At 69.7% G+C, this 16,311-nt stretch carries 18 protein-coding genes and 1 tRNA gene; 12 read left to right on the top strand and 7 right to left on the bottom strand.

Annotated features, from left to right (window positions below):
- The first annotated feature begins 32 nt into the window (after positions 1-32).
- The 9 genes from Q9R47_RS08560 to Q9R47_RS08520 all read left to right on the top strand — a co-directional run bounded on the left by Q9R47_RS08560 (position 33) and on the right by Q9R47_RS08520 (position 8,290).
- Entirely contained in the window at positions 33-782 is a 750-nt protein-coding gene (locus tag Q9R47_RS08560; protein WP_311232785.1) for an IclR family transcriptional regulator, read from the top strand.
- Positions 783-864: 82 nt separating this feature from the next.
- Positions 865-1,614 (top strand): transporter substrate-binding domain-containing protein, encoded by a 750-nt coding sequence (locus Q9R47_RS08555; protein ID WP_311232966.1) that lies wholly within the window; start codon positions 865-867, stop codon positions 1,612-1,614.
- A gap of 27 nt (positions 1,615-1,641) precedes the next feature.
- Complete coding sequence (locus Q9R47_RS08550; RefSeq protein ID WP_019701108.1) at positions 1,642-2,310, top strand: amino acid ABC transporter permease; 669 nt, start codon at positions 1,642-1,644, stop codon at positions 2,308-2,310.
- Between the two features lie 2 nt (positions 2,311-2,312).
- Positions 2,313-3,089 carry an amino acid ABC transporter ATP-binding protein gene (locus Q9R47_RS08545; protein WP_404977122.1) on the top strand — a complete coding sequence of 259 codons (777 nt, stop codon included), beginning with the start codon at positions 2,313-2,315 and terminating at the stop codon, positions 3,087-3,089.
- A gap of 4 nt (positions 3,090-3,093) precedes the next feature.
- Entirely contained in the window at positions 3,094-3,702 is a 609-nt protein-coding gene (locus Q9R47_RS08540) for a HutD family protein (RefSeq protein ID WP_311232783.1), read from the top strand.
- Positions 3,703-3,737: 35 nt separating this feature from the next.
- The gene (gene hutI, locus Q9R47_RS08535; RefSeq protein ID WP_311232782.1) at positions 3,738-4,994 is read left to right on the top strand and encodes an imidazolonepropionase; all 1,257 of its coding nucleotides are present in this window, start codon (positions 3,738-3,740) and stop codon (positions 4,992-4,994) included.
- A 25-nt stretch (positions 4,995-5,019) separates the two neighbouring features.
- Entirely contained in the window at positions 5,020-6,441 is a 1,422-nt protein-coding gene (locus Q9R47_RS08530) for a formimidoylglutamate deiminase (RefSeq protein ID WP_311232781.1), read from the top strand.
- 40 nt (positions 6,442-6,481) lie between these two features.
- Entirely contained in the window at positions 6,482-7,309 is an 828-nt protein-coding gene (hutG, locus tag Q9R47_RS08525; protein ID WP_311232780.1) for an N-formylglutamate deformylase, read from the top strand.
- A gap of 69 nt (positions 7,310-7,378) precedes the next feature.
- On the top strand, positions 7,379-8,290 hold the full coding sequence (locus tag Q9R47_RS08520; RefSeq protein ID WP_311232779.1) for an EamA family transporter: 912 nt from the start codon (positions 7,379-7,381) through the stop codon (positions 8,288-8,290).
- Between the two features lie 137 nt (positions 8,291-8,427).
- Here Q9R47_RS08520 and Q9R47_RS08515 read toward each other — a convergent pair whose 3' ends face one another.
- Positions 8,428-10,386 (bottom strand): phosphatase PAP2 family protein, encoded by a 1,959-nt coding sequence (locus Q9R47_RS08515; protein ID WP_311232778.1) that lies wholly within the window; start codon positions 10,384-10,386, stop codon positions 8,428-8,430.
- A 244-nt stretch (positions 10,387-10,630) separates the two neighbouring features.
- Here Q9R47_RS08515 and Q9R47_RS08510 point away from each other — a divergent pair, with 244 nt between their 5' ends.
- Complete coding sequence (locus tag Q9R47_RS08510) at positions 10,631-10,900, top strand: hypothetical protein (protein WP_311232777.1); 270 nt, start codon at positions 10,631-10,633, stop codon at positions 10,898-10,900.
- A gap of 24 nt (positions 10,901-10,924) precedes the next feature.
- Here Q9R47_RS08510 and asd read toward each other — a convergent pair whose 3' ends face one another.
- Positions 10,925-11,779 carry an archaetidylserine decarboxylase gene (gene asd / locus Q9R47_RS08505; RefSeq protein WP_311232776.1) on the bottom strand — a complete coding sequence of 285 codons (855 nt, stop codon included), beginning with the start codon at positions 11,777-11,779 and terminating at the stop codon, positions 10,925-10,927.
- 491 nt (positions 11,780-12,270) lie between these two features.
- Between asd and infA the strand changes: the two genes are divergently transcribed.
- Positions 12,271-12,519 (top strand): translation initiation factor IF-1, encoded by a 249-nt coding sequence (infA, locus tag Q9R47_RS08500; protein WP_092739728.1) that lies wholly within the window; start codon positions 12,271-12,273, stop codon positions 12,517-12,519.
- Between the two features lie 100 nt (positions 12,520-12,619).
- Positions 12,620-12,696 (top strand) — tRNA-Pro (locus tag Q9R47_RS08495).
- Between the two features lie 79 nt (positions 12,697-12,775).
- Here the strand turns inward: Q9R47_RS08495 and Q9R47_RS08490 are convergent.
- From Q9R47_RS08490 to Q9R47_RS08470, 5 genes are read right to left on the bottom strand one after another with little or no spacing between them, the layout of a single operon-like run.
- Positions 12,776-13,801, bottom strand: a complete 1,026-nt coding sequence (locus Q9R47_RS08490; protein WP_311232775.1) for a tyrosine-type recombinase/integrase — start codon at positions 13,799-13,801, stop codon at positions 12,776-12,778.
- Positions 13,798-14,046: a DUF4224 domain-containing protein gene (locus Q9R47_RS08485; RefSeq protein ID WP_311232774.1), complete on the bottom strand. Its 249-nt coding sequence runs from the start codon at positions 14,044-14,046 to the stop codon at positions 13,798-13,800. Before Q9R47_RS08485 ends, Q9R47_RS08490 begins: the two co-directional genes overlap by 4 nt.
- Positions 14,043-14,474 (bottom strand): hypothetical protein, encoded by a 432-nt coding sequence (locus Q9R47_RS08480; protein ID WP_311232773.1) that lies wholly within the window; start codon positions 14,472-14,474, stop codon positions 14,043-14,045. The genes Q9R47_RS08485 and Q9R47_RS08480 overlap by 4 nt, the downstream gene beginning before the upstream one ends.
- Complete coding sequence (locus Q9R47_RS08475) at positions 14,467-15,261, bottom strand: hypothetical protein (protein ID WP_311232772.1); 795 nt, start codon at positions 15,259-15,261, stop codon at positions 14,467-14,469. The genes Q9R47_RS08480 and Q9R47_RS08475 overlap by 8 nt, the downstream gene beginning before the upstream one ends.
- Positions 15,258-16,118 carry a hypothetical protein gene (locus Q9R47_RS08470; RefSeq protein WP_311232771.1) on the bottom strand — a complete coding sequence of 287 codons (861 nt, stop codon included), beginning with the start codon at positions 16,116-16,118 and terminating at the stop codon, positions 15,258-15,260. The genes Q9R47_RS08475 and Q9R47_RS08470 overlap by 4 nt, the downstream gene beginning before the upstream one ends.
- Positions 16,119-16,311: the final 193 nt, after the last annotated feature.

Below are 16,311 nucleotides of genomic sequence, written 5' to 3'. Positions count from 1 at the left end.
GAGGCAGGGCCGCTTGCTTTGATACTGCGGGCATGTCCAAGAGTGCCTTGCCTGTTGCCGTACCCACCGCCGACCGCGTGCTGCAGGTGCTGGCCGTGCTGGCCCAGCAGGGCAAGGCCTCGTCGGCGACCGAACTCATGGAGCTCACCGGCCTCGCGCGCAGCACGCTGTACCGGCAGCTCGCGCGGCTCAAGCGCTGGGGCTTCGTGCTCGAAAGCGACGGCTTCTACGCGCCCGGCCCGCTGAGCCTGCAGCTCGCCCTGGGCTTCGATCTGGCCTCGCACCTCGTGCGGCAGGCGCGCCCCGGCATGGTGGAACTCTCGCAGCAGTCGCACGAGAGCGTGGGCCTGATCCTGGCCGTGAACGACCAGGCGATCTGCCTCGACATGGTGGAGAGCCACCATTCGCTGCGCTGCTCGTTCGAGAAGGGGCGCAGCGTGCCCCTGCGCGCGGGGGCGTCGGCCAAGTGCGTGCTGGCCCACCTGCCCGAGGCTGCGCGCGACGCGGTGCTCGATGCCCAGTGGGGGCCTGGCACGCCCGGCCGCGAGTCCGCCCGCGATGAGCTCGACGCCATCCGCGCGGCGGGCTTCGCCGTGAGCGAAGGCGAAGTCGACGAGGGCGTGTGGGGCTGCAGCGTGCCGCTCTTCGGCGCCTCCCGCCAGGCCGCCGGCGCCATCACGCTCATGGCCCCGATCCTGCGGGCCCAGGGGCAGGAGCCGGCGCTGATACGCATGGCGGTCGTGGCCGCCGCGCGCATCTCCCGCCAGCTGGTCCTGCACTGATCGCCGTCCCCGGTCGCCTGCCGTTTTTCCGTTTCCGTTTCCGTTTCCGTTTCTCCGACCCTTGAACCGAGACCTGCCCATGATGACTCCCCGCCGCCACATCCTTCTCGCCAGCATGGCCGCACTGGCCCTGGGACATGCCAGCGTGCATGCCCAGGACAATGTGCTGCGCGTGGGCACCGACGCCACCTTCCCGCCCATGGAGTTCGTCGAGAACGGCAAGCGTACGGGCTTCGACGTGGAACTCGTCGAGGCCGTCGGCAAGGCCCTGGGCAAGCGCGTCGAGTGGGTGGACATCGACTTCAAGGGCCTCATTCCCGGCCTGATGTCCCGCCGCTTCGACATGGCCGTGTCGGCCATCTACATCACCGACGAGCGCAGGAAGGTGGTGGACTTCACCGAGCCCTACTATGCGGGCGGCCTGGTCGCCATGGTGAAGGACGGCAACACGTCGATCCAGAAGATCGCCGACCTGGACGGCAAGAAGGTCACCGTGCAGGTGGGCACCAAGTCGGTGGGCTTCCTCACGCAGAACCATCCCAAGGTGCAGCGCGTCGAGGTGGAGAAGAACCAGGAGATGTTCAACCTCGTGGACATCGGCCGCGCCGACGCCGCCGTCACCGGCAAGCCCGCGGCCTACCAGTACACCCGCATGCGGCCCGGCCTGCGCGTGCTCCAGGAACAGCTCACTACCGAGGAATACGGCATGGCCCTGCGCAAGGACACGCCCGAGCTGACCCGCGCCGTGAATGGCGCCATCGCCAGGCTCAAGGCCGACGGCACCTATGCCGCCATCGAGAAGAAGTGGTTCAGCGCGCCGGCGGCCAAGTAAGCACGGCCCCCGTGACGACCTGAAGCGATGGAACTCGATTTTTCCCCCGTGTGGGCCGGCTGGCCCCAACTGCTGCAGGGCGCGGCGGTGACCGTGGAGATCACGGCCGCCTCGCTGCTGCTCGGATGCGTGATGGGCCTGCTGGTGGGCATCGGCCGCCTCAATCCCCGCAACCGCATCGTGTACGGCCTGTGCACCGCCTACGTGGCGGTCATCCGCGGCACGCCGCTGCTGGTGCAGCTGTTCATCCTGTTCTTCGGCCTGCCGCAGTTCGGCATCCTGCTGCCGGCCTTCGTGTGCGGCGTGATCGGCCTGGGCATCTACTCGGGCGCCTACGTGTCCGAGATCGTGCGCGGCGCGATCCAGTCGATCGACAAGGGGCAGATGGAAGCCGCGCGCTCCATCGGCATGTCCTCGGGCCAGGCGATGCGCAGCGTGGTGCTGCCGCAGGCCGTGGTGCGCATGATCCCGCCGCTGGGCAACGAGTTCATCGCGCTGATCAAGAACTCGGCCCTGGTGTCGCTGCTCACGATCCACGACCTCATGCACGAGGGCCAGAAGATCATCAGCGTGTCGTACCGCTCTCTGGAGGTGTACCTGGCCATCGCGGTCGTGTACTTCGTCCTCACCGGGGCCACCACGCTGGTGCTGCGCCACATCGAACTGCGCCTGCGCGCCGGAGGAATGGTGCAATGACGATGCCACCCGATTCCCGGAGCGCCGAACCCATCGTGCGCATCCGCGGCCTGCACAAGGCCTATGGCGAGCACGTCGTGCTCGACGGCATCGATTTCGACGTGCAGCCATCGCAGGTGGTGGTCGTGATCGGCCCCAGCGGCTCCGGCAAGAGCACCTTCCTGCGCTGCTGCAACGGACTCGAGGAACCCCAGGGCGGGCGCATCGACATCTGCGGCCGCACGCTGGTGGACTCCGGCCGCATGCTGCCCGACCGCGACCTCAACGCGCTGCGCGAGGAAGTGGGCATGGTGTTCCAGTCCTTCAACCTGTTCCCGCACCTGTCGGTGATCGACAACGTGACGCTGGGCCCGCGCAAGCTGCACGGCATGGCCCGCGCCGAGGCCGAGGCGCAGGCGCGCGTGCTGCTCGAGAAGGTGGGCCTGGCCCACAAGGCCGGCGCCATGCCCGCCAGCCTCTCCGGCGGTCAGAAGCAGCGCGTGGCCATCGCCCGCGCACTGGCCATGAGGCCGCGCGTGATGCTGTTCGACGAGCCCACGTCGGCGCTCGATCCGGAACTGGTGGGCGAGGTGCTGCAGGTCATGAAGGTGCTCGCACGCGAGGGCATGACCATGATGGTCGTCACCCACGAGATGGATTTCGCCCGCGAGGTCGGCGATGTCGTCGTCGTCATGGACGGCGGCGGCATCATCGAATCGGGCCCACCCGCCACCATCTTCACCAACCCGCGCCAGGAACGCACGCGCTCGTTCCTGCAGGCCGTGCTCACGCGCGCCTGACACCATGCCACTGCAACGTTTCGACCTGGGCGCGATCGCGCCCAGCCCCTGGAAGAACGGCGGCGGCTCCACGCGCGAGATCGTGTGCTGGCCGCCCGGCGCGGGCATGGACGGTTTCGGCTGGCGCGTGAGCGCGGCCACCATCGACCGGGCCGGGCCGTTCTCGGCCTATCCCGGCGTGGACCGCCAGATCATGCTGCTGGGCGGCGATGGCGTGCACCTGAGCGCGAGCGGCATCGACCACCGGCTCGACGAGCCCTGGCGCCCCTGGTCGTTCGACGGCGCCGCAGCGCTCGATTGCACCCCGCTGGGCGGCGCCTCCACGGATTTCAACCTCATGCTGCGCCGTGGCGCGTGGCAGGGCACCATCGAAATCGTGTCGGACAGCGTGCAGCCAGGCTCCACGCCGGCCGGTGTCTGCCTGGTGCTCGCCGGCACGTGGCGCGACGGCGCCGGTGAAGGCTACCCGCCCGGCCATGGCCTGTGGTGGGGAGAAGCGCAAGGGCAGCCGCTGCAGCTCGCGCCCGGCGATGCCCGGGGCGCCGCGCTGGCCTGGATCGGCCTGGCGCCGGATGCCGGAGCGGCCCCCGCGCCGGTCCTGCAGGACACTTGATACAACGGAACGCTGCGCGCTCCAGAGGAAATCCCATGCAGCCCACACCTTTGTCTTCCCTGCCCAGCGCCGACGGCTGCTGGACCGAACTGCGGCTCGCCGACGGCCTGTGCCTGCCGGACGTGGCCGTGCCCGCCGGCGCGCCGGCGTGCGTGGTGGTGCAGGACGGCACCGTGCGCTGGGTAGGGGCCGAGGCCGCGCTGCCGCCGGCCTTCGCCACGCTGCCCCGCCATGCGGGCGGCGGCGCGCTGGCCACGCCCGGCCTCGTGGACTGCCACACCCACCTGGTCTACGGCGGCCACCGCGCCGGCGAATTCGCCATGCGCCTGGCCGGCGCCAGCTACGAAGAGGTGGCCCGCGCGGGCGGCGGCATCGTTTCCTCCGTCAAGGCGACGCGCGCCGCAACGGAAGACGAACTCGTCGCGCAGGCGCTGCCGCGGCTGCAGGCGCTGCTGGACGAGGGCGTCTGCGCGATCGAGATCAAGTCCGGCTACGGCCTGGCCCTGGAGCACGAGCGCAAGCAGTTGCGCGCGGCGCGGCGGCTGGGCGAGGCCTGCGGCGTCACCGTGCGCACCACCTTCCTGGGCGCGCACGCGCTGCCGCCGGAATACGCGGGCCGCAGCCAGGATTACATCGACCTCGTCTGCCGCGAGATGCTTCCGGCACTGGCCGAGGAAGGGCTGGTGGACGCGGTGGACGTGTTCTGCGAGCGCATCGCCTTCAGCCTGGCCGAAACCGAGCAGGTATTCCAGGCCGCGCAGGCGCTGGGCCTGCCCGTCAAGCTGCATGCCGAGCAGCTCTCCGACATGGACGGCGCCCGGCTCGCTGCGCGGTACGGCGCGCTGTCGTGCGACCACATCGAACACCTCTCGGCCGGGGGCATCGCCGCGATGAAGGCGGCCGGCACGGTGGCCGTGCTGCTGCCCGGCGCCTACTACACGCTGCGCGACACGCACCTGCCGCCCATCCAGGCGCTGCGCGAGGCGGGCGTGCCCATGGCCGTCTCCACCGACCACAACCCCGGCACCTCGCCCGCGCTCAGCCTGCGGCTGATGGCCAACATGGCCTGCACGCTGTTCCGGCTCACGGTGCCGGAAGCGCTCGCGGGCATCACCACCCATGCCGCGCGCGCCCTGGGCCTGCAGGACACGCACGGGCTCCTTGCCACCGGCCGGCCCGCCGATTTCGTGCTCTGGCCGTTCGCCGAGGCCGCCGAGCTGGCCTACTGGTTCGGCCACCAGCCGCCGCGCGCGATCGTGCGGCAGGGCCGGGTGGCGCGCCATGCTTCCTGAATCCATCTCCCTGAAAGCGCCCGAGATGACCGACGCATCTTCCCCTTCCGACGGCAGCGCGCTCTTCGCCGCCCAGGCCCTGCTGCCCGGCGGCTGGGCGAACGACGTGCTGCTGCGCTGGAGCGAAGACGGCCGCATCACCCACGCGCAGCCCGGCAGCGCCCGGCCGCCGGGCGTGCCCCGTGCGCCCGGACCGCTGCTGCCCGGCATGCCGAACCTGCATTCCCACGCCTTCCAGCGCGCGTTCGCCGGCCTGACCGAGTTCCGCGCCGCCAGCGACGATTCGTTCTGGAGCTGGCGCGACCTCATGTACCGCTTCGCCGCACGCATGTCGCCCGCGGCGCTGGAGGCGATCGCCACCTGGCTGTACGTCGAGATGCTGGAGGCGGGCTACACGGCGGTGTGCGAGTTCCACTACCTGCACCATGCCGAGGACGGCCGCCCCTATGCCGACGATGCCGAGATGTCGCTCGCGCTGCTGCGCGCCGCGCGCCGGGCCGGCATCGGCATCACGCTGCTGCCGGTGCTCTACCAGACCGGCGGCTTCGGCGGCCAGCCGCCGCGCGACGGCCAGCGGCGCTTTCTGCGCGGCACGGACGGCATGCTCGCGCTGCTGGAACGCCTCGCGCCCCAGGTGCGTGCGCAGGGCGGCGTGCTGGGCCTCGCGCCGCACTCGCTGCGCGCCGTGCCGCCCGACAGCCTGCACGCGGCGCTGCGGGGCCTGGACGCCATCGTCCCTGGTGCGCCGGTACACATCCACATCGCCGAGCAGACGCAGGAGGTGGATGACTGCCTCGCCTGGAGCGGACAGCGGCCGGTGGAGTGGCTGCTGGAGCATGCGCCCGTCGATGCGCGCTGGTGCCTGGTCCACGCCACGCACCTGACCGAGGCCGAGGCCCGGGGAGCGGCCCGCACCGGCGCCGTGGCCGGCCTGTGCCCGACGACCGAAGCCAATCTGGGCGACGGACTGTTCGACCTGCCGCGCTGGCGGGCGGCAGGCGGCCTCTGGGGCCTGGGCTCCGACAGCCATGCCTGCGTGAACGCGGCCGAGGAACTCATGCTGCTGGAGTACGGTCAGCGTCTCATGCTGCGCCGCCGCAACGTGCTCGCCACCGACGCGCAGGCGCAGGTCGCCACCGCCACGCTGCTGCAGGCCGTGCAGGGCGGTGCGCAGGCCGCCGGCCGGCTCGCGGCGCCCGGCGCGCAGGCGGGTCTCGTGCCCGGAGGCATGGCAGACTTCGTGGCGCTCGATCCGGAACACATCGCCCTGCGCGGCCTGCCGCCCGAAAGCCAGCTCGCCGCGCACGTCTTCGGCAGCCACCGCACGTCCGCGCTGCACGGCGTCTGGGCGGCGGGTGTGCAGCGCGTCGCCGCGGGCCGGCATGCGCTGCACGGCGAGAGCGCGGCGGCCTTCGCCGCGGTGCGGTCCGGCCTGCTGCAATCTTGAATCCATGAACGAACCCGCTTTCGCTGCGAGAGACCTTTCCATGAACGACACGACGACGGCCACGCCGCTCTTCCACTTCCATGCCGGCACCGCGCCGCTGCTGGTGTCCATGCCGCATGTGGGCACCCACGTGCCGCCTGCCATCGCCGGCCGGCTCACCGGCGAAGCCCGGCAGGTGCCCGACACCGACTGGCACCTGGAACGCCTCTACGCCTTCGCGCGCGGCCTGGGAGCCTCGGTGCTCGCGGCCACGCACTCGCGCTACGTGGTGGACCTGAACCGCCCGCCGGACGGCAGCAGCCTCTATCCCGGCCAGAGCGTGACCGGCCTGTGCCCCATCGACACCTTCGACGACACGCCCCTCTACGCCGACGCGGCCCAGGTGCCCGACGCCGCGGAAACCGAAGAACGCCGCCGCGCCTACTGGGACCCGTACCACGCGCAGCTGCGCGCCGAACTCGACCGCATCCGAGCCGCCCATGGCGTGGCGGTGCTCTGGGATGCGCACTCCATCCGCTCCGTGCTGCCGCGCTTCTTCGACGGCCGCCTGCCGGACTTCAACCTGGGCACCGCCGACGGCGCGAGTTGCGATCCGGCGCTCGCGCGCGAACTGCTCGCCATCGGCATGGTCGTGCCGGGCCACAGCGCCGTGCTCAACGGCCGTTTCAAGGGCGGCTACATCACGCGGCACTACGGCGATCCGGGCCGCAACGTGCATGCGGTGCAGCTGGAGATGACGCAGGCCAGCTACATGCAGGAGGCCCTGCCGTTCGACTACCTGCCGGAGATCGCCATGAACGTGCAGCCCCACCTGCGGCGCATGCTCGAAGCATGCCTGGCGTTCGCAAAGGAACGCGCAGCGGCCTGAACGCCGGCAGGCTCGCCACGGCCGTTGGCGGGCGGTGCGGTGAGCGGCATGGCGCGATACAGTCCCACGATGTCCGCACCGAACGAATCACCGCTCATCCCCGCCCTGGCCATCCTGGGCTCCGTCACCTTCCTGGGGTTGGGCACGTCCTGGGCCAAGCAGTCGCTGTTTCCGCTGGTGGGCGCCCAGGGCACCACCGCCGTGCGCGTGGGTTTCTCGGCGCTCCTCCTGCTGCTGCTCTGGCGCCCCTGGCGCTGGCGGCTCTCGCGCTCCGACGCCCTGCGGCTCGTCGCCTACGGTGTCGCCGTGGGCGCGATGAACCTCTGCTTCTACCTGTCGCTGCAGACCATCCCGTTCGGCGTGGCGGTGGCGATCGAATTCTCCGGGCCGCTGGCGGTGGCCGTGCTGTCGTCGCGGCGCCCGCTGGATTTCATCTGGGTGGTGCTGGCGGTGGCCGGGCTGGCCGTGTTGCTGCCCTGGGAGCCGGGAGCTGGCGCGCTCGATCCGCGGGGCGTGGGCTTCGCGCTCGCGGCCGCCGTGTTCTGGGCGTCCTACATCCTGTTCGGCAAGCGGGTGGGGCACCTGCACGCCGGCCATTCCGTGTCGCTGGGCCTGACGGTGGCGGCGTTGGTGGTGGTGCCCGTGGGCGTTGTGCACGCCGGCGCCGATCTGTGGACGCCCGCGGTGCTGCTCACCGGCATCGGCGTGGCCGCGCTGTCCAGCGCCATTCCCATCTCGCTCGAAATGGTGGCCCTCAAGCGCCTGCCGCAGCAGGCCTTCGGCATCATGATCAGCATGGAGCCGGCCGTCGCCGCGCTGCTGGCCCTGGTGCTGCTCGGCGAGGCCCTGAGCCTCGCCCAGTGGCTGGCGATCGGCATGATCATGGCCGCGTCCATGGGTTGTGCCGCCACGGCGCAGCGGCGGGGTGCCCGGCCCGCGGCGGCGGTGAGCGCCCAGGAGCGGGCGGCCCGTACCGACTGAGCGGATGGTCGCCGTGGCGGCATCTCGCGCCCGCCGCCGTATCGCCACGCCGACGCCGCAGGAACCGGACTAAAAAAAAGCGGCCCGCAGGCCGCCCTTTGCATGCAGTGCGTCGCCGCACCCGTTGCGCGGTGCCGTCAGACCGCCGCGTCGATGCGCAGCTGCACCGCGTTGTTCAGATAGACCGGCGTCACGCGGTAGCCCGGCACCGACACGGCATCGAACGCGCCGTTCACGCCGCCATGGCGCAGTACCGTGATCGTCGAACCCACGGCGGGGCGCGCGCCGTCCGCGAACACCACTTCCAGCGTGCCGGCCAGCCAGGCCATGCCGTTCACCGCCAGCGTGCCGGCCGTGCCCGATGCCGAGGCCAGCTGCAGCGACAGCGTGCTGCCCGGGCGTTGGGTGTAGGTACCGTTCGCCGCCACCTGCTGGCCAGCCGACGTGCGCAGCGTGCCGCCGCCCAGGTACACGGCGCCGTTGCCCAGCGCCGAGCCGCTGCCCGCCTGCAGCGTGCCGGCCACCAGTTCGATGCCGCCCGTGAACGTGTTGCTGCCCGCGAGCACCAGCGTGCCGCTGCCGAGCTTCGTCAGCTTGCCGGCGCCGGCGATGTCGTTGCGCCACGTGTCCAGCGCGGAGAAGCCGGCCTGGGCCGCATCCATCGTCACCGCCACGTCGCCGTCGAAGCGGCCGTAGCCGTCGGCCGCGGCGAACAGGTTCAGGCGGCCCCAGCCTTCGGCATCGTCCATCACCGGATAGCCCGACGGCACCGCCGTGGTCTTGAGCACCACGCGGCGCTGCGCGGCGGTCAGGTAGGGCAGGCGGGTTTCCAGCAGCACTTCGGCGCCCTTGGGCACCACGGCGGGCCGGGAGGCATCGGCGATCTGCGGGAAGCCGAAGGTCATGCGCCGGAGGTATTCGGATCGGTTGGTCGCGTAGTCCGCGAAGCGGTCCGTGCTGGACGGCTGCGAATGCGCGAACTGCCAGAACTCGGCAGGCGTCCTGGCGCCGACCGCTGCCATCAACGCGGTGCGGGCCTGCTGGAAGGCCGCCGCCTTGCGCGCCGCATTGGCGCCCGTGGCGATGCTCGCGGCGGCGACGGCCTGCCCGTGCATGCGGCCGCTGATCACGTCCAGCGGGGAGTGCATGCCGGCCAGGATGCGGTTCTCGCCCAGCTCCAGGCCGCGCGCGAGCATCTCCTGGAAGCGCTCCGGCACGAGGTACGCCATGGCGATGGAGGTGCGCACCGCCTCGGCGGAGTGGCCGCTGGTGAAGCCGCCATCCGTGGACGGCGACGTGCTGCGCGCCGGCAGCAGGGAGGGCACCACCTGCACGCTGCTGCTCCAGCGCCACGGGCGGGCGTACTTGTAGAAGCGCTTGGCGGGTTCGGTGGAGCCGTTCTCGCCGATGCCGCCCACGAAATCCACGGCGCTGCCGAAGCCGGCATTGGCGCTGCCGCCCACGCCCGTGTTGTTGCCGCCGTCGTTGTAGGCTACGGTGGTGGCGTCCGCCGCGATCCCGGTGATCGTGGTGGTCTGCTGGGCCGCGGCGCGCCACGCGGCCGTCAGCGGGCCCATGCCGTCGCTCACGCTGTAGCCCTTGCCGCGGCGATCGTCCAGGTAGGCCTGCAGTTCCTGCGCCGAGGTGCGGCGGGCCGTGGCATCCACCACGTACTGGATGTTGCGTGCATGCACCTGGGCATTGAGCACGGTGCCATCGGTCGCGTCGCCCGGGATGCCCGTCCAGGTGGATGGCGTCACGGCCGGGAAGGCACCGGTCGCAGCGGCGCTCACGCCGGCGTCCACCACCAGCGTGGACGGCTTCCAGATGGCGAGGAAGCCCGACAGCACGCGCACGCCCGCGTTCGTCTCCAGCGTGGCGTAGCGCGCGTCGCCGCGCTGGTTCGACGCGGCGTTGTCCACGAACGGGGGAACGCTGGTCTCGTTGGGTTGCGGCGCCGTCTCCGTGGTGCCGAGCCCGGTGGGCGGTGCGGGGACGGCGGAGATGGACGCGCCGCCGCCACCGCCGCAGGCGGACAGGGCAAAGGCGGCGGCGAGCGCCAGGATGAGGGGGCGGCGGGAGAGGGTGGTCGTCATGGGGCGTGAAAGGAGAAGGAGATGCGACGGCAGTGCATGCGCGGCATCCCTTCTGCGAATGCCGCGCAGGCACGGGAGCCCGCGGCGGCGCCACTGTAGAGCCCATGCGTGACGGTTCTGTGACGCAGCTCCCACGGTCTGACCGTGGTCGGGCTGCTACAGCCGACACCCCGGTCCCGCCCCGATCCGCACAGAAAGTTTCAAATTTCGCATTTTGAAAGCAACTCTACGGTAGCATCGACCCATGGGTGTTGCGTCGCTTTCATCCCCGCCGTCGGCTGCCGCATCGCTCTCCGTTTCTTCCGATCGGCCGGAGGGTTGGGGCGAGTTCTTCCGCATGCCGGTCTTCCATCCCGGAGCTCAGGTGCGCCTTGGCGACCGCGTGGAAACCGTGAGCCACATCACCATCCGCCGCCAGGACATGTGCATCCACCTGGTGGGCCGCGACACCCCCGTCCCCCCCGAGAAACTGGTCGTCGAGCCGACCGTCTTCACCACCTGCCGGGTGCCATGACGTGTGAGCCGGGGCGGGCCGGGTTCAGTCCTGCGGCGGCCACCCCATGGGCTCGCCGAGCCGCACGGCCCGGGCAGGCTCCCAGGCCTCGGTGAAGCGCAGCGCACCGGGCTCGAACAGCAGCACCACGGTCGATCCCAGCAGGAATCGGCCCATCTCCTCGCCCTTGCGCAGCGTGATCGCCGGGCCGTCGTCGTAGCTCCATTGCCGCAGCGTGGCAGACCGCGGCGGGTTCACCGTGCCGTGCCACACCGTGGCCATGCTGCCCACGATCGTGGCGCCCACGAGCACCAGCGCCATCGTGCCGAGCGGCGTGTCGAAGATGCACACCACCCGCTCGTTGCGCGCAAAGAGGCCGGGCACGCCGCGTGCCGTGACGGGGTTCACCGAGAAGAGCGAGCCTGGCACGTAGACCATGCGCCGCAGCCGGCCGTCGCACGGCATGTGGATGCGGTGGTAGTCGCGCGGGCTCAGGTAGATGGTGGCGAAGCTGCCGTTGGAGAACCCGGCCGCCAGCGCGGTGTCGCCGCCCAGCAGGGCGGTGGTGGAGTAGCGGTGGCCCTTCGCCTGGAAGATCTGGTCGTCGTCGATGCGCCCGAACTGGCTCACGGCCCCGTCCACCGGGCAGACGGCGGGCGCGTCGGCGATCGGGCGCGCGCCCGGCCGCAGCGCGCGCGTGAAGAAATCGTTGAAGGTCGCGTAGCTGGTGATGTCCGGGTTCCCGGCTTCGGACATGTCGACGCGGTAGCGGGCCACGAACCGGCGGATCGCAGCCGTCGTGCTGCTGCCGGCGCGCGCCGAGGCGAAGCGCCCGGCCAGGCTGGTGAGGGCCCGCTTGGGCAGCAGGTATTGCGGAAGAACGGCGAGGCGGTCTGGCACGGAGGCTCCTGCGGCGAAAGGGCCGGCCATTCTAGGCGGACTGGGGGCGCCGTGGCCTCGACCGGCGGGGGCTTTTGTTTCCGCCATCCGGCCCCATCTCCTTCATCAGGGTGGCTCGCTGAAGGAAGCGGTGAAGCGACCCCGGCCTGCATCACTGCCCGGCGGTGGCCGGCGGCCTGCCACGCGCCGGCAGCCAACTGTGTCGGCGCGGCCACACGCCCGCACTGCCACACATGCCCGGCACAGTACAATTGACAGGTTTTGCACCAGGCCCTCACCGGCCTGCGCTTCGCGAGGCGAGGCGGCCAACGCCCGCCTCCCATGCTCCGCATTGCGGCAGTCACGTGCATTCTGGCACCGACCGCAAAGCCCCGGCGTAACGAAGCGCATGCGTCTGCATCGCTCGCCGCGGCGGCCCGCCCGGCTCCCGTGGGGAAAGCCCGTCCCGGCCGCTGTCGCACCGCTTCCGGATCTTTAAATCAAGTTGAACCATGGCTAAAGAAGAACTCATCGAAATGCAGGGCTCCGTGACGGAAGTGCTTCCGGATTCGCGGTTCCGCGTCACGCTCGACAACGGGCACCAGCTGATCGCCTACACCGGCGGCAAGATGCGCAAGCACCACATCCGCATCCTGGCCGGCGACAAGGTCTCGCTGGAGATGTCTCCGTACGACCTCTCCAAGGGCCGCATCACCTTCCGCCACCTCCCCGGCCGCGGCCCGGGACCGTCGTCCCGCTGAGCCTCGGGCGCAAGCCGGGCGGCGATTGCAGCAAATAAAGTGCTGAAACGCCGGCGCCAGGGCGGGAGGGCCCTGCACGGCAGGTTAGAATACGAGCTGTCGGAGCGTAGCGCAGCCTGGTAGCGCATCTGCTTTGGGAGCAGAGGGTCGCGAGTTCGAATCCCGCCGCTCCGACCATGGATACCAAGGGGTTAGGTCATTTTGGCCTAACCCCTTTTGTCTTACGGAATCACACCTGTCTAACGGTCATGCCCTGTCAGCGTGTCGCCGAGGTCTTGATCGCGCTCTTGTGGCGCACGTAGTCCGCGGTCTGCGCCTGGGTGGAATGGGCACCCATCCTTTGCGCCTCGACAATCCCCCGCTGAGCGTCCACGTCCGTCAGCGCCTTGGCGCGTAGGTCACGGAACTGGGTGTCTGGGATGCCCGCCCGAGCGAGGCCTCGCTTCCAGGCCGTGCTGGCACCTGAGTAGGTGTACCGGGAGCCGTCCTGCTTGCAGAAGACGTGCCGGCTGTTGGCGTGCCCGAACGCCCGCAGCCTGGCCACCAGCCGTTGGAGGCGTGGCGTCCAGCCGATCATGACCGCCACGCCGGTGCTGGCCAGCGTCTTGCCGGGCTGGAAGAGGATGCCGGCCTTGCCGATCTCCGACCACTCCATCGACAGCAGATCGCTCGCGCGCTGGCCCGTCAGATAGGCCATCTCGACCAGGCAGCAGATCATGGGCCCCGAGGGCGTCCGCTTGCCGTCCTTGCCGTAGCATATCCCGACCTTGATGCGTCGCAGTTCCGAGTCGGTGATGTATCGGCGCCGCGGCGGCGTCTTCATGATGCGCAGGCTGTCCACGGGGTTGGTCCCCGGCTCGCGGAAGCCGCGCTCCTCCGCATACCGCATGAGTTCCCGGATCATGCTCCGGTGCGCATTGTGCGACCGGGGCTTGTCACGGAATTCCTGCAGGAACTCGACAATATGCGGCGCCCGAATCTGGGGCGCCCGGAACTCGGCGAAGGCCCGGGCGATGTTCCGGGTCTGGTAAGCATCGTTGGCCTGGGTCTTCTTGGTCCGCCGGCTGCTCACGTCCCTGAGCCAGTCCTGGATGAGCCGCGGCATCGAGTCGTCCAGCACGTCGCGCGCTTCGACATCAGCGAGTGCGCGGTACATGGCCGGCAGGCCGTCGCGCACGGCCGACAGCCGCGTCCAGATCCGCTTCGGACCCTCGGCCTTGACGTGGTAGTAGGCGCCGTGCTTTTCCTGCACCCGCTTCGGCAGGTCGCGTCGCTTGCTCATACAGCCTGCAGCCTTCGAACGACAGGGCCGCGTGCGGCTGCAGTGGGCGCCCGCGCGGCCGCGCAGACGGCATCGTAGTGGGCGCGCTCCAGGATCACGTCGCCGGTGGTCGGCGAGCGGCGCGCGCGGAAAAAGCCCTGCCGGCGCAGCTCGGCCAGTTGGTCGGCCGCGCGCTTGTACCCGGTGATGTTGGCCAGCTCGTCCTGGCTGAGTGTGATGGACGTGGTGGCATCTGCTCCTTTCATCCTGTCCTCCGTCGCCTACTCGTGGGCTTGAAAACCTCTCGGATCTCGCCGTGAATGGTGATGCGAGGCAGCATGTCTGCGGGCACACGGGCCCAGCGTTCAGCGCTGACGTTGCAACCCCAGAGTTCTATTCCGTCCTCGCCGGGGACGCGCTGGAAGCGGCGGGCGCAGTGCCAGCGGCTGCCGTCGCCTTGGTCGATCTCGACCAGGTACAGGCCGTCATAGGCGACGGCCCGCCGGTCAAAGTCCACTTCGATGCAATCCCCGGCTTCTATTTCCGAAGCCAGCAGCGTTGCCTGAACCTGGATCAGATGCAGGCCAGAGATGGAGGACAGTGGGTCCACCTCGACGGCCTTCTCAACTGCACGCGCAAGCAACGTGCGATGCGGCGCGGCGCGCACCGGAACGAGCTCGATGGCGTCATGCATGGCCGGTCTCCTGGGCGGATCGACAGAGCGAGGCGGCCACTTCCAGGAGCGACGCAGCGGCATAGAGCAATACGTTGTCTTCCTGCTCGGCGACCAAGTTGAGGAGCGACATCAAGCACGCGATGTCGCATGCAGTGTCGGAACACGGCGTCTCTGAGTTGTCCATGCCATCGACCCGAGCTCGCACCTTTTCAGCCGTCCAGTCAGCGAGCCGGACCAGGCCCCAGACTGGATCGGTGCCCCCCTGATCCACCACCACCGATAGGATCGCGGCTGCTTCACGCACTTTGGCCTGGATGTCAGGCAGCCAGTCCCGTGACGGTTCGGAATCAACTCCAGATGCTCCAGAGCAACCCTGCGGATAGGTCTCCCATCCGTCCAGGACCGTAACGCAGCCGGTCAGTGCGACCAGTGGCGCGCGGGTCTGCTCGATGAAGGCCACACGTTCGGCGGATGGCTTATCGCCAGGCACCTGCAGCGCTGCCTTGATCAGCGCGGCTACGGTGTGCGCGCGGTTGTCGAGCGTCCCGCATGTAACAGCTTGGTCGGGATGGATGTGCAACTGCTCGGCCAGTTCATGGGCCACACGAAGCAGGCGGTCGCTTTCGCCCGACCACGTACTGGCCTCTTCGGTGTTGGCAGCATGATCAAGCGCTGTCGCCAAAGCCTCCAGGCAGGCGCGTTCATGTTGCTGGGTTGTAAGACTGGCGAGGGCCGGCGCCGGTGCGGTTGCTGTGGGGCGGCCAGCCTTCGCCCTGCGGCGGCTGTTCGTGGCTGCGGCGCTCATGCTGCATCCCCTTCCGTCTGGATCATGCGGTCAACAGCCCACTCCGCCGGGCCGCCAGCGACTCTGTAGTTCAACATCTGGTCGCAGACCGACCCCATGAAGGCGCACAGGTACTCCGCCATCAGAAAGTTGTTCGCGGCCTTGCCCCTGTCGCGGCATTGCTCAACGTCCATCCGCGCGTCGAACAGGAATGTGCGGAGCGTGGACGCATGCATTGCGAGTTCGGAAAACACCCTCTTGCTGTCATCCGCGGACTGCTGATTTGCCGCAGGCTCAGGTCGGACTGGCGGCGGCAAATCTTCTTGAAGAGGCTCGGCAGCAGATGCCTGGAGCACTCTGCTCATGGCCGTGATGTCGCTCGCCCGTTTCAGAGCTTCGCATGCGATCACCAGCCGTTGAGCCACCGTGCGGAAGGCCCTGCCAGCCGTGCCTGTCCCGTCATGCTTAGTGCCCAGCAAGGCCACCACCGCCAGCATGCTGTCCCGTGCCCACTGCAACTCATCGATGCTTGCGAAGCGATCTTCCCACTGGGTGCTGGTATCGGGAGCGTTCAGCAGAGCCGCAAGAAATTCGACACAGTGGATTGCCAACTCGCTCAGCAGCCCTTCGGGGACGTGGCCTTCAGAGGGCAAGACGGCAGCGGACAGGACATCGTTCGTTTCCGCCAGGTAATGCCGGATCAGCACACGCCACGGCTGTGCGGAGGCCGTGGCCTCATCAGCGCTTGCTTGTCCTGCCTCCGAACCCGGGGCGGAAGACGTCGGGGCCATGGGCCGCACGACGACTGCCGGCTTCTTGACACTACGCGTGCGGCGAGGTGCAGCGGTTGCGGGGGTATGCACAGCTTCGGTTGTCATAGTTCGTTCCTGGTGACGGTGTTCAAGGAATGGGCCAGTTCGGCGGCCATATCAGGCCCGCAGCGAGCGCCAGACCACGCCGGCAGCCCACGACAAAGAGTGGAGGTGTCCAGCGCCCGCCCGGCGGCGCATGCAAGCAAGGCGATAGAGGAGGGGGAGGTAGCTCATGGAAACGGTCCCTTTGCAGTTGCTG

The sequence above is a fragment of the Acidovorax sp. PRC11 genome, assembly GCF_031844105.1.
Lineage (GTDB): Bacteria > Pseudomonadota > Gammaproteobacteria > Burkholderiales > Burkholderiaceae_C > Paracidovorax.
This window is presented reverse-complemented; position numbering and strand designations above follow the sequence as displayed.

Coding starts and splice junctions, on each gene's coding strand:
- hutI (WP_311232782.1), top strand. CDS start 3,738: ATGCAGCCCACACCTTTGTCTTCCCTGCCCAGCGCCGACGGCTGCTGG.
- Q9R47_RS08545 (WP_404977122.1), top strand. CDS start 2,313: ATGCCACCCGATTCCCGGAGCGCCGAACCCATCGTGCGCATCCGCGGC.
- Q9R47_RS08470 (WP_311232771.1), bottom strand. CDS start 16,118: ATGACAACCGAAGCTGTGCATACCCCCGCAACCGCTGCACCTCGCCGC.
- Q9R47_RS08515 (WP_311232778.1), bottom strand. CDS start 10,386: ATGACGACCACCCTCTCCCGCCGCCCCCTCATCCTGGCGCTCGCCGCC.
- Q9R47_RS08550 (WP_019701108.1), top strand. CDS start 1,642: ATGGAACTCGATTTTTCCCCCGTGTGGGCCGGCTGGCCCCAACTGCTG.
- Q9R47_RS08480 (WP_311232773.1), bottom strand. CDS start 14,474: ATGCATGACGCCATCGAGCTCGTTCCGGTGCGCGCCGCGCCGCATCGC.
- Q9R47_RS08490 (WP_311232775.1), bottom strand. CDS start 13,801: ATGAGCAAGCGACGCGACCTGCCGAAGCGGGTGCAGGAAAAGCACGGC.
- hutG (WP_311232780.1), top strand. CDS start 6,482: ATGAACGACACGACGACGGCCACGCCGCTCTTCCACTTCCATGCCGGC.
- Q9R47_RS08555 (WP_311232966.1), top strand. CDS start 865: ATGACTCCCCGCCGCCACATCCTTCTCGCCAGCATGGCCGCACTGGCC.
- Q9R47_RS08560 (WP_311232785.1), top strand. CDS start 33: ATGTCCAAGAGTGCCTTGCCTGTTGCCGTACCCACCGCCGACCGCGTG.
- Q9R47_RS08530 (WP_311232781.1), top strand. CDS start 5,020: ATGACCGACGCATCTTCCCCTTCCGACGGCAGCGCGCTCTTCGCCGCC.
- Q9R47_RS08540 (WP_311232783.1), top strand. CDS start 3,094: ATGCCACTGCAACGTTTCGACCTGGGCGCGATCGCGCCCAGCCCCTGG.
- Q9R47_RS08520 (WP_311232779.1), top strand. CDS start 7,379: ATGTCCGCACCGAACGAATCACCGCTCATCCCCGCCCTGGCCATCCTG.
- Q9R47_RS08475 (WP_311232772.1), bottom strand. CDS start 15,261: ATGAGCGCCGCAGCCACGAACAGCCGCCGCAGGGCGAAGGCTGGCCGC.
- infA (WP_092739728.1), top strand. CDS start 12,271: ATGGCTAAAGAAGAACTCATCGAAATGCAGGGCTCCGTGACGGAAGTG.
- Q9R47_RS08510 (WP_311232777.1), top strand. CDS start 10,631: ATGGGTGTTGCGTCGCTTTCATCCCCGCCGTCGGCTGCCGCATCGCTC.
- Q9R47_RS08485 (WP_311232774.1), bottom strand. CDS start 14,046: ATGAAAGGAGCAGATGCCACCACGTCCATCACACTCAGCCAGGACGAG.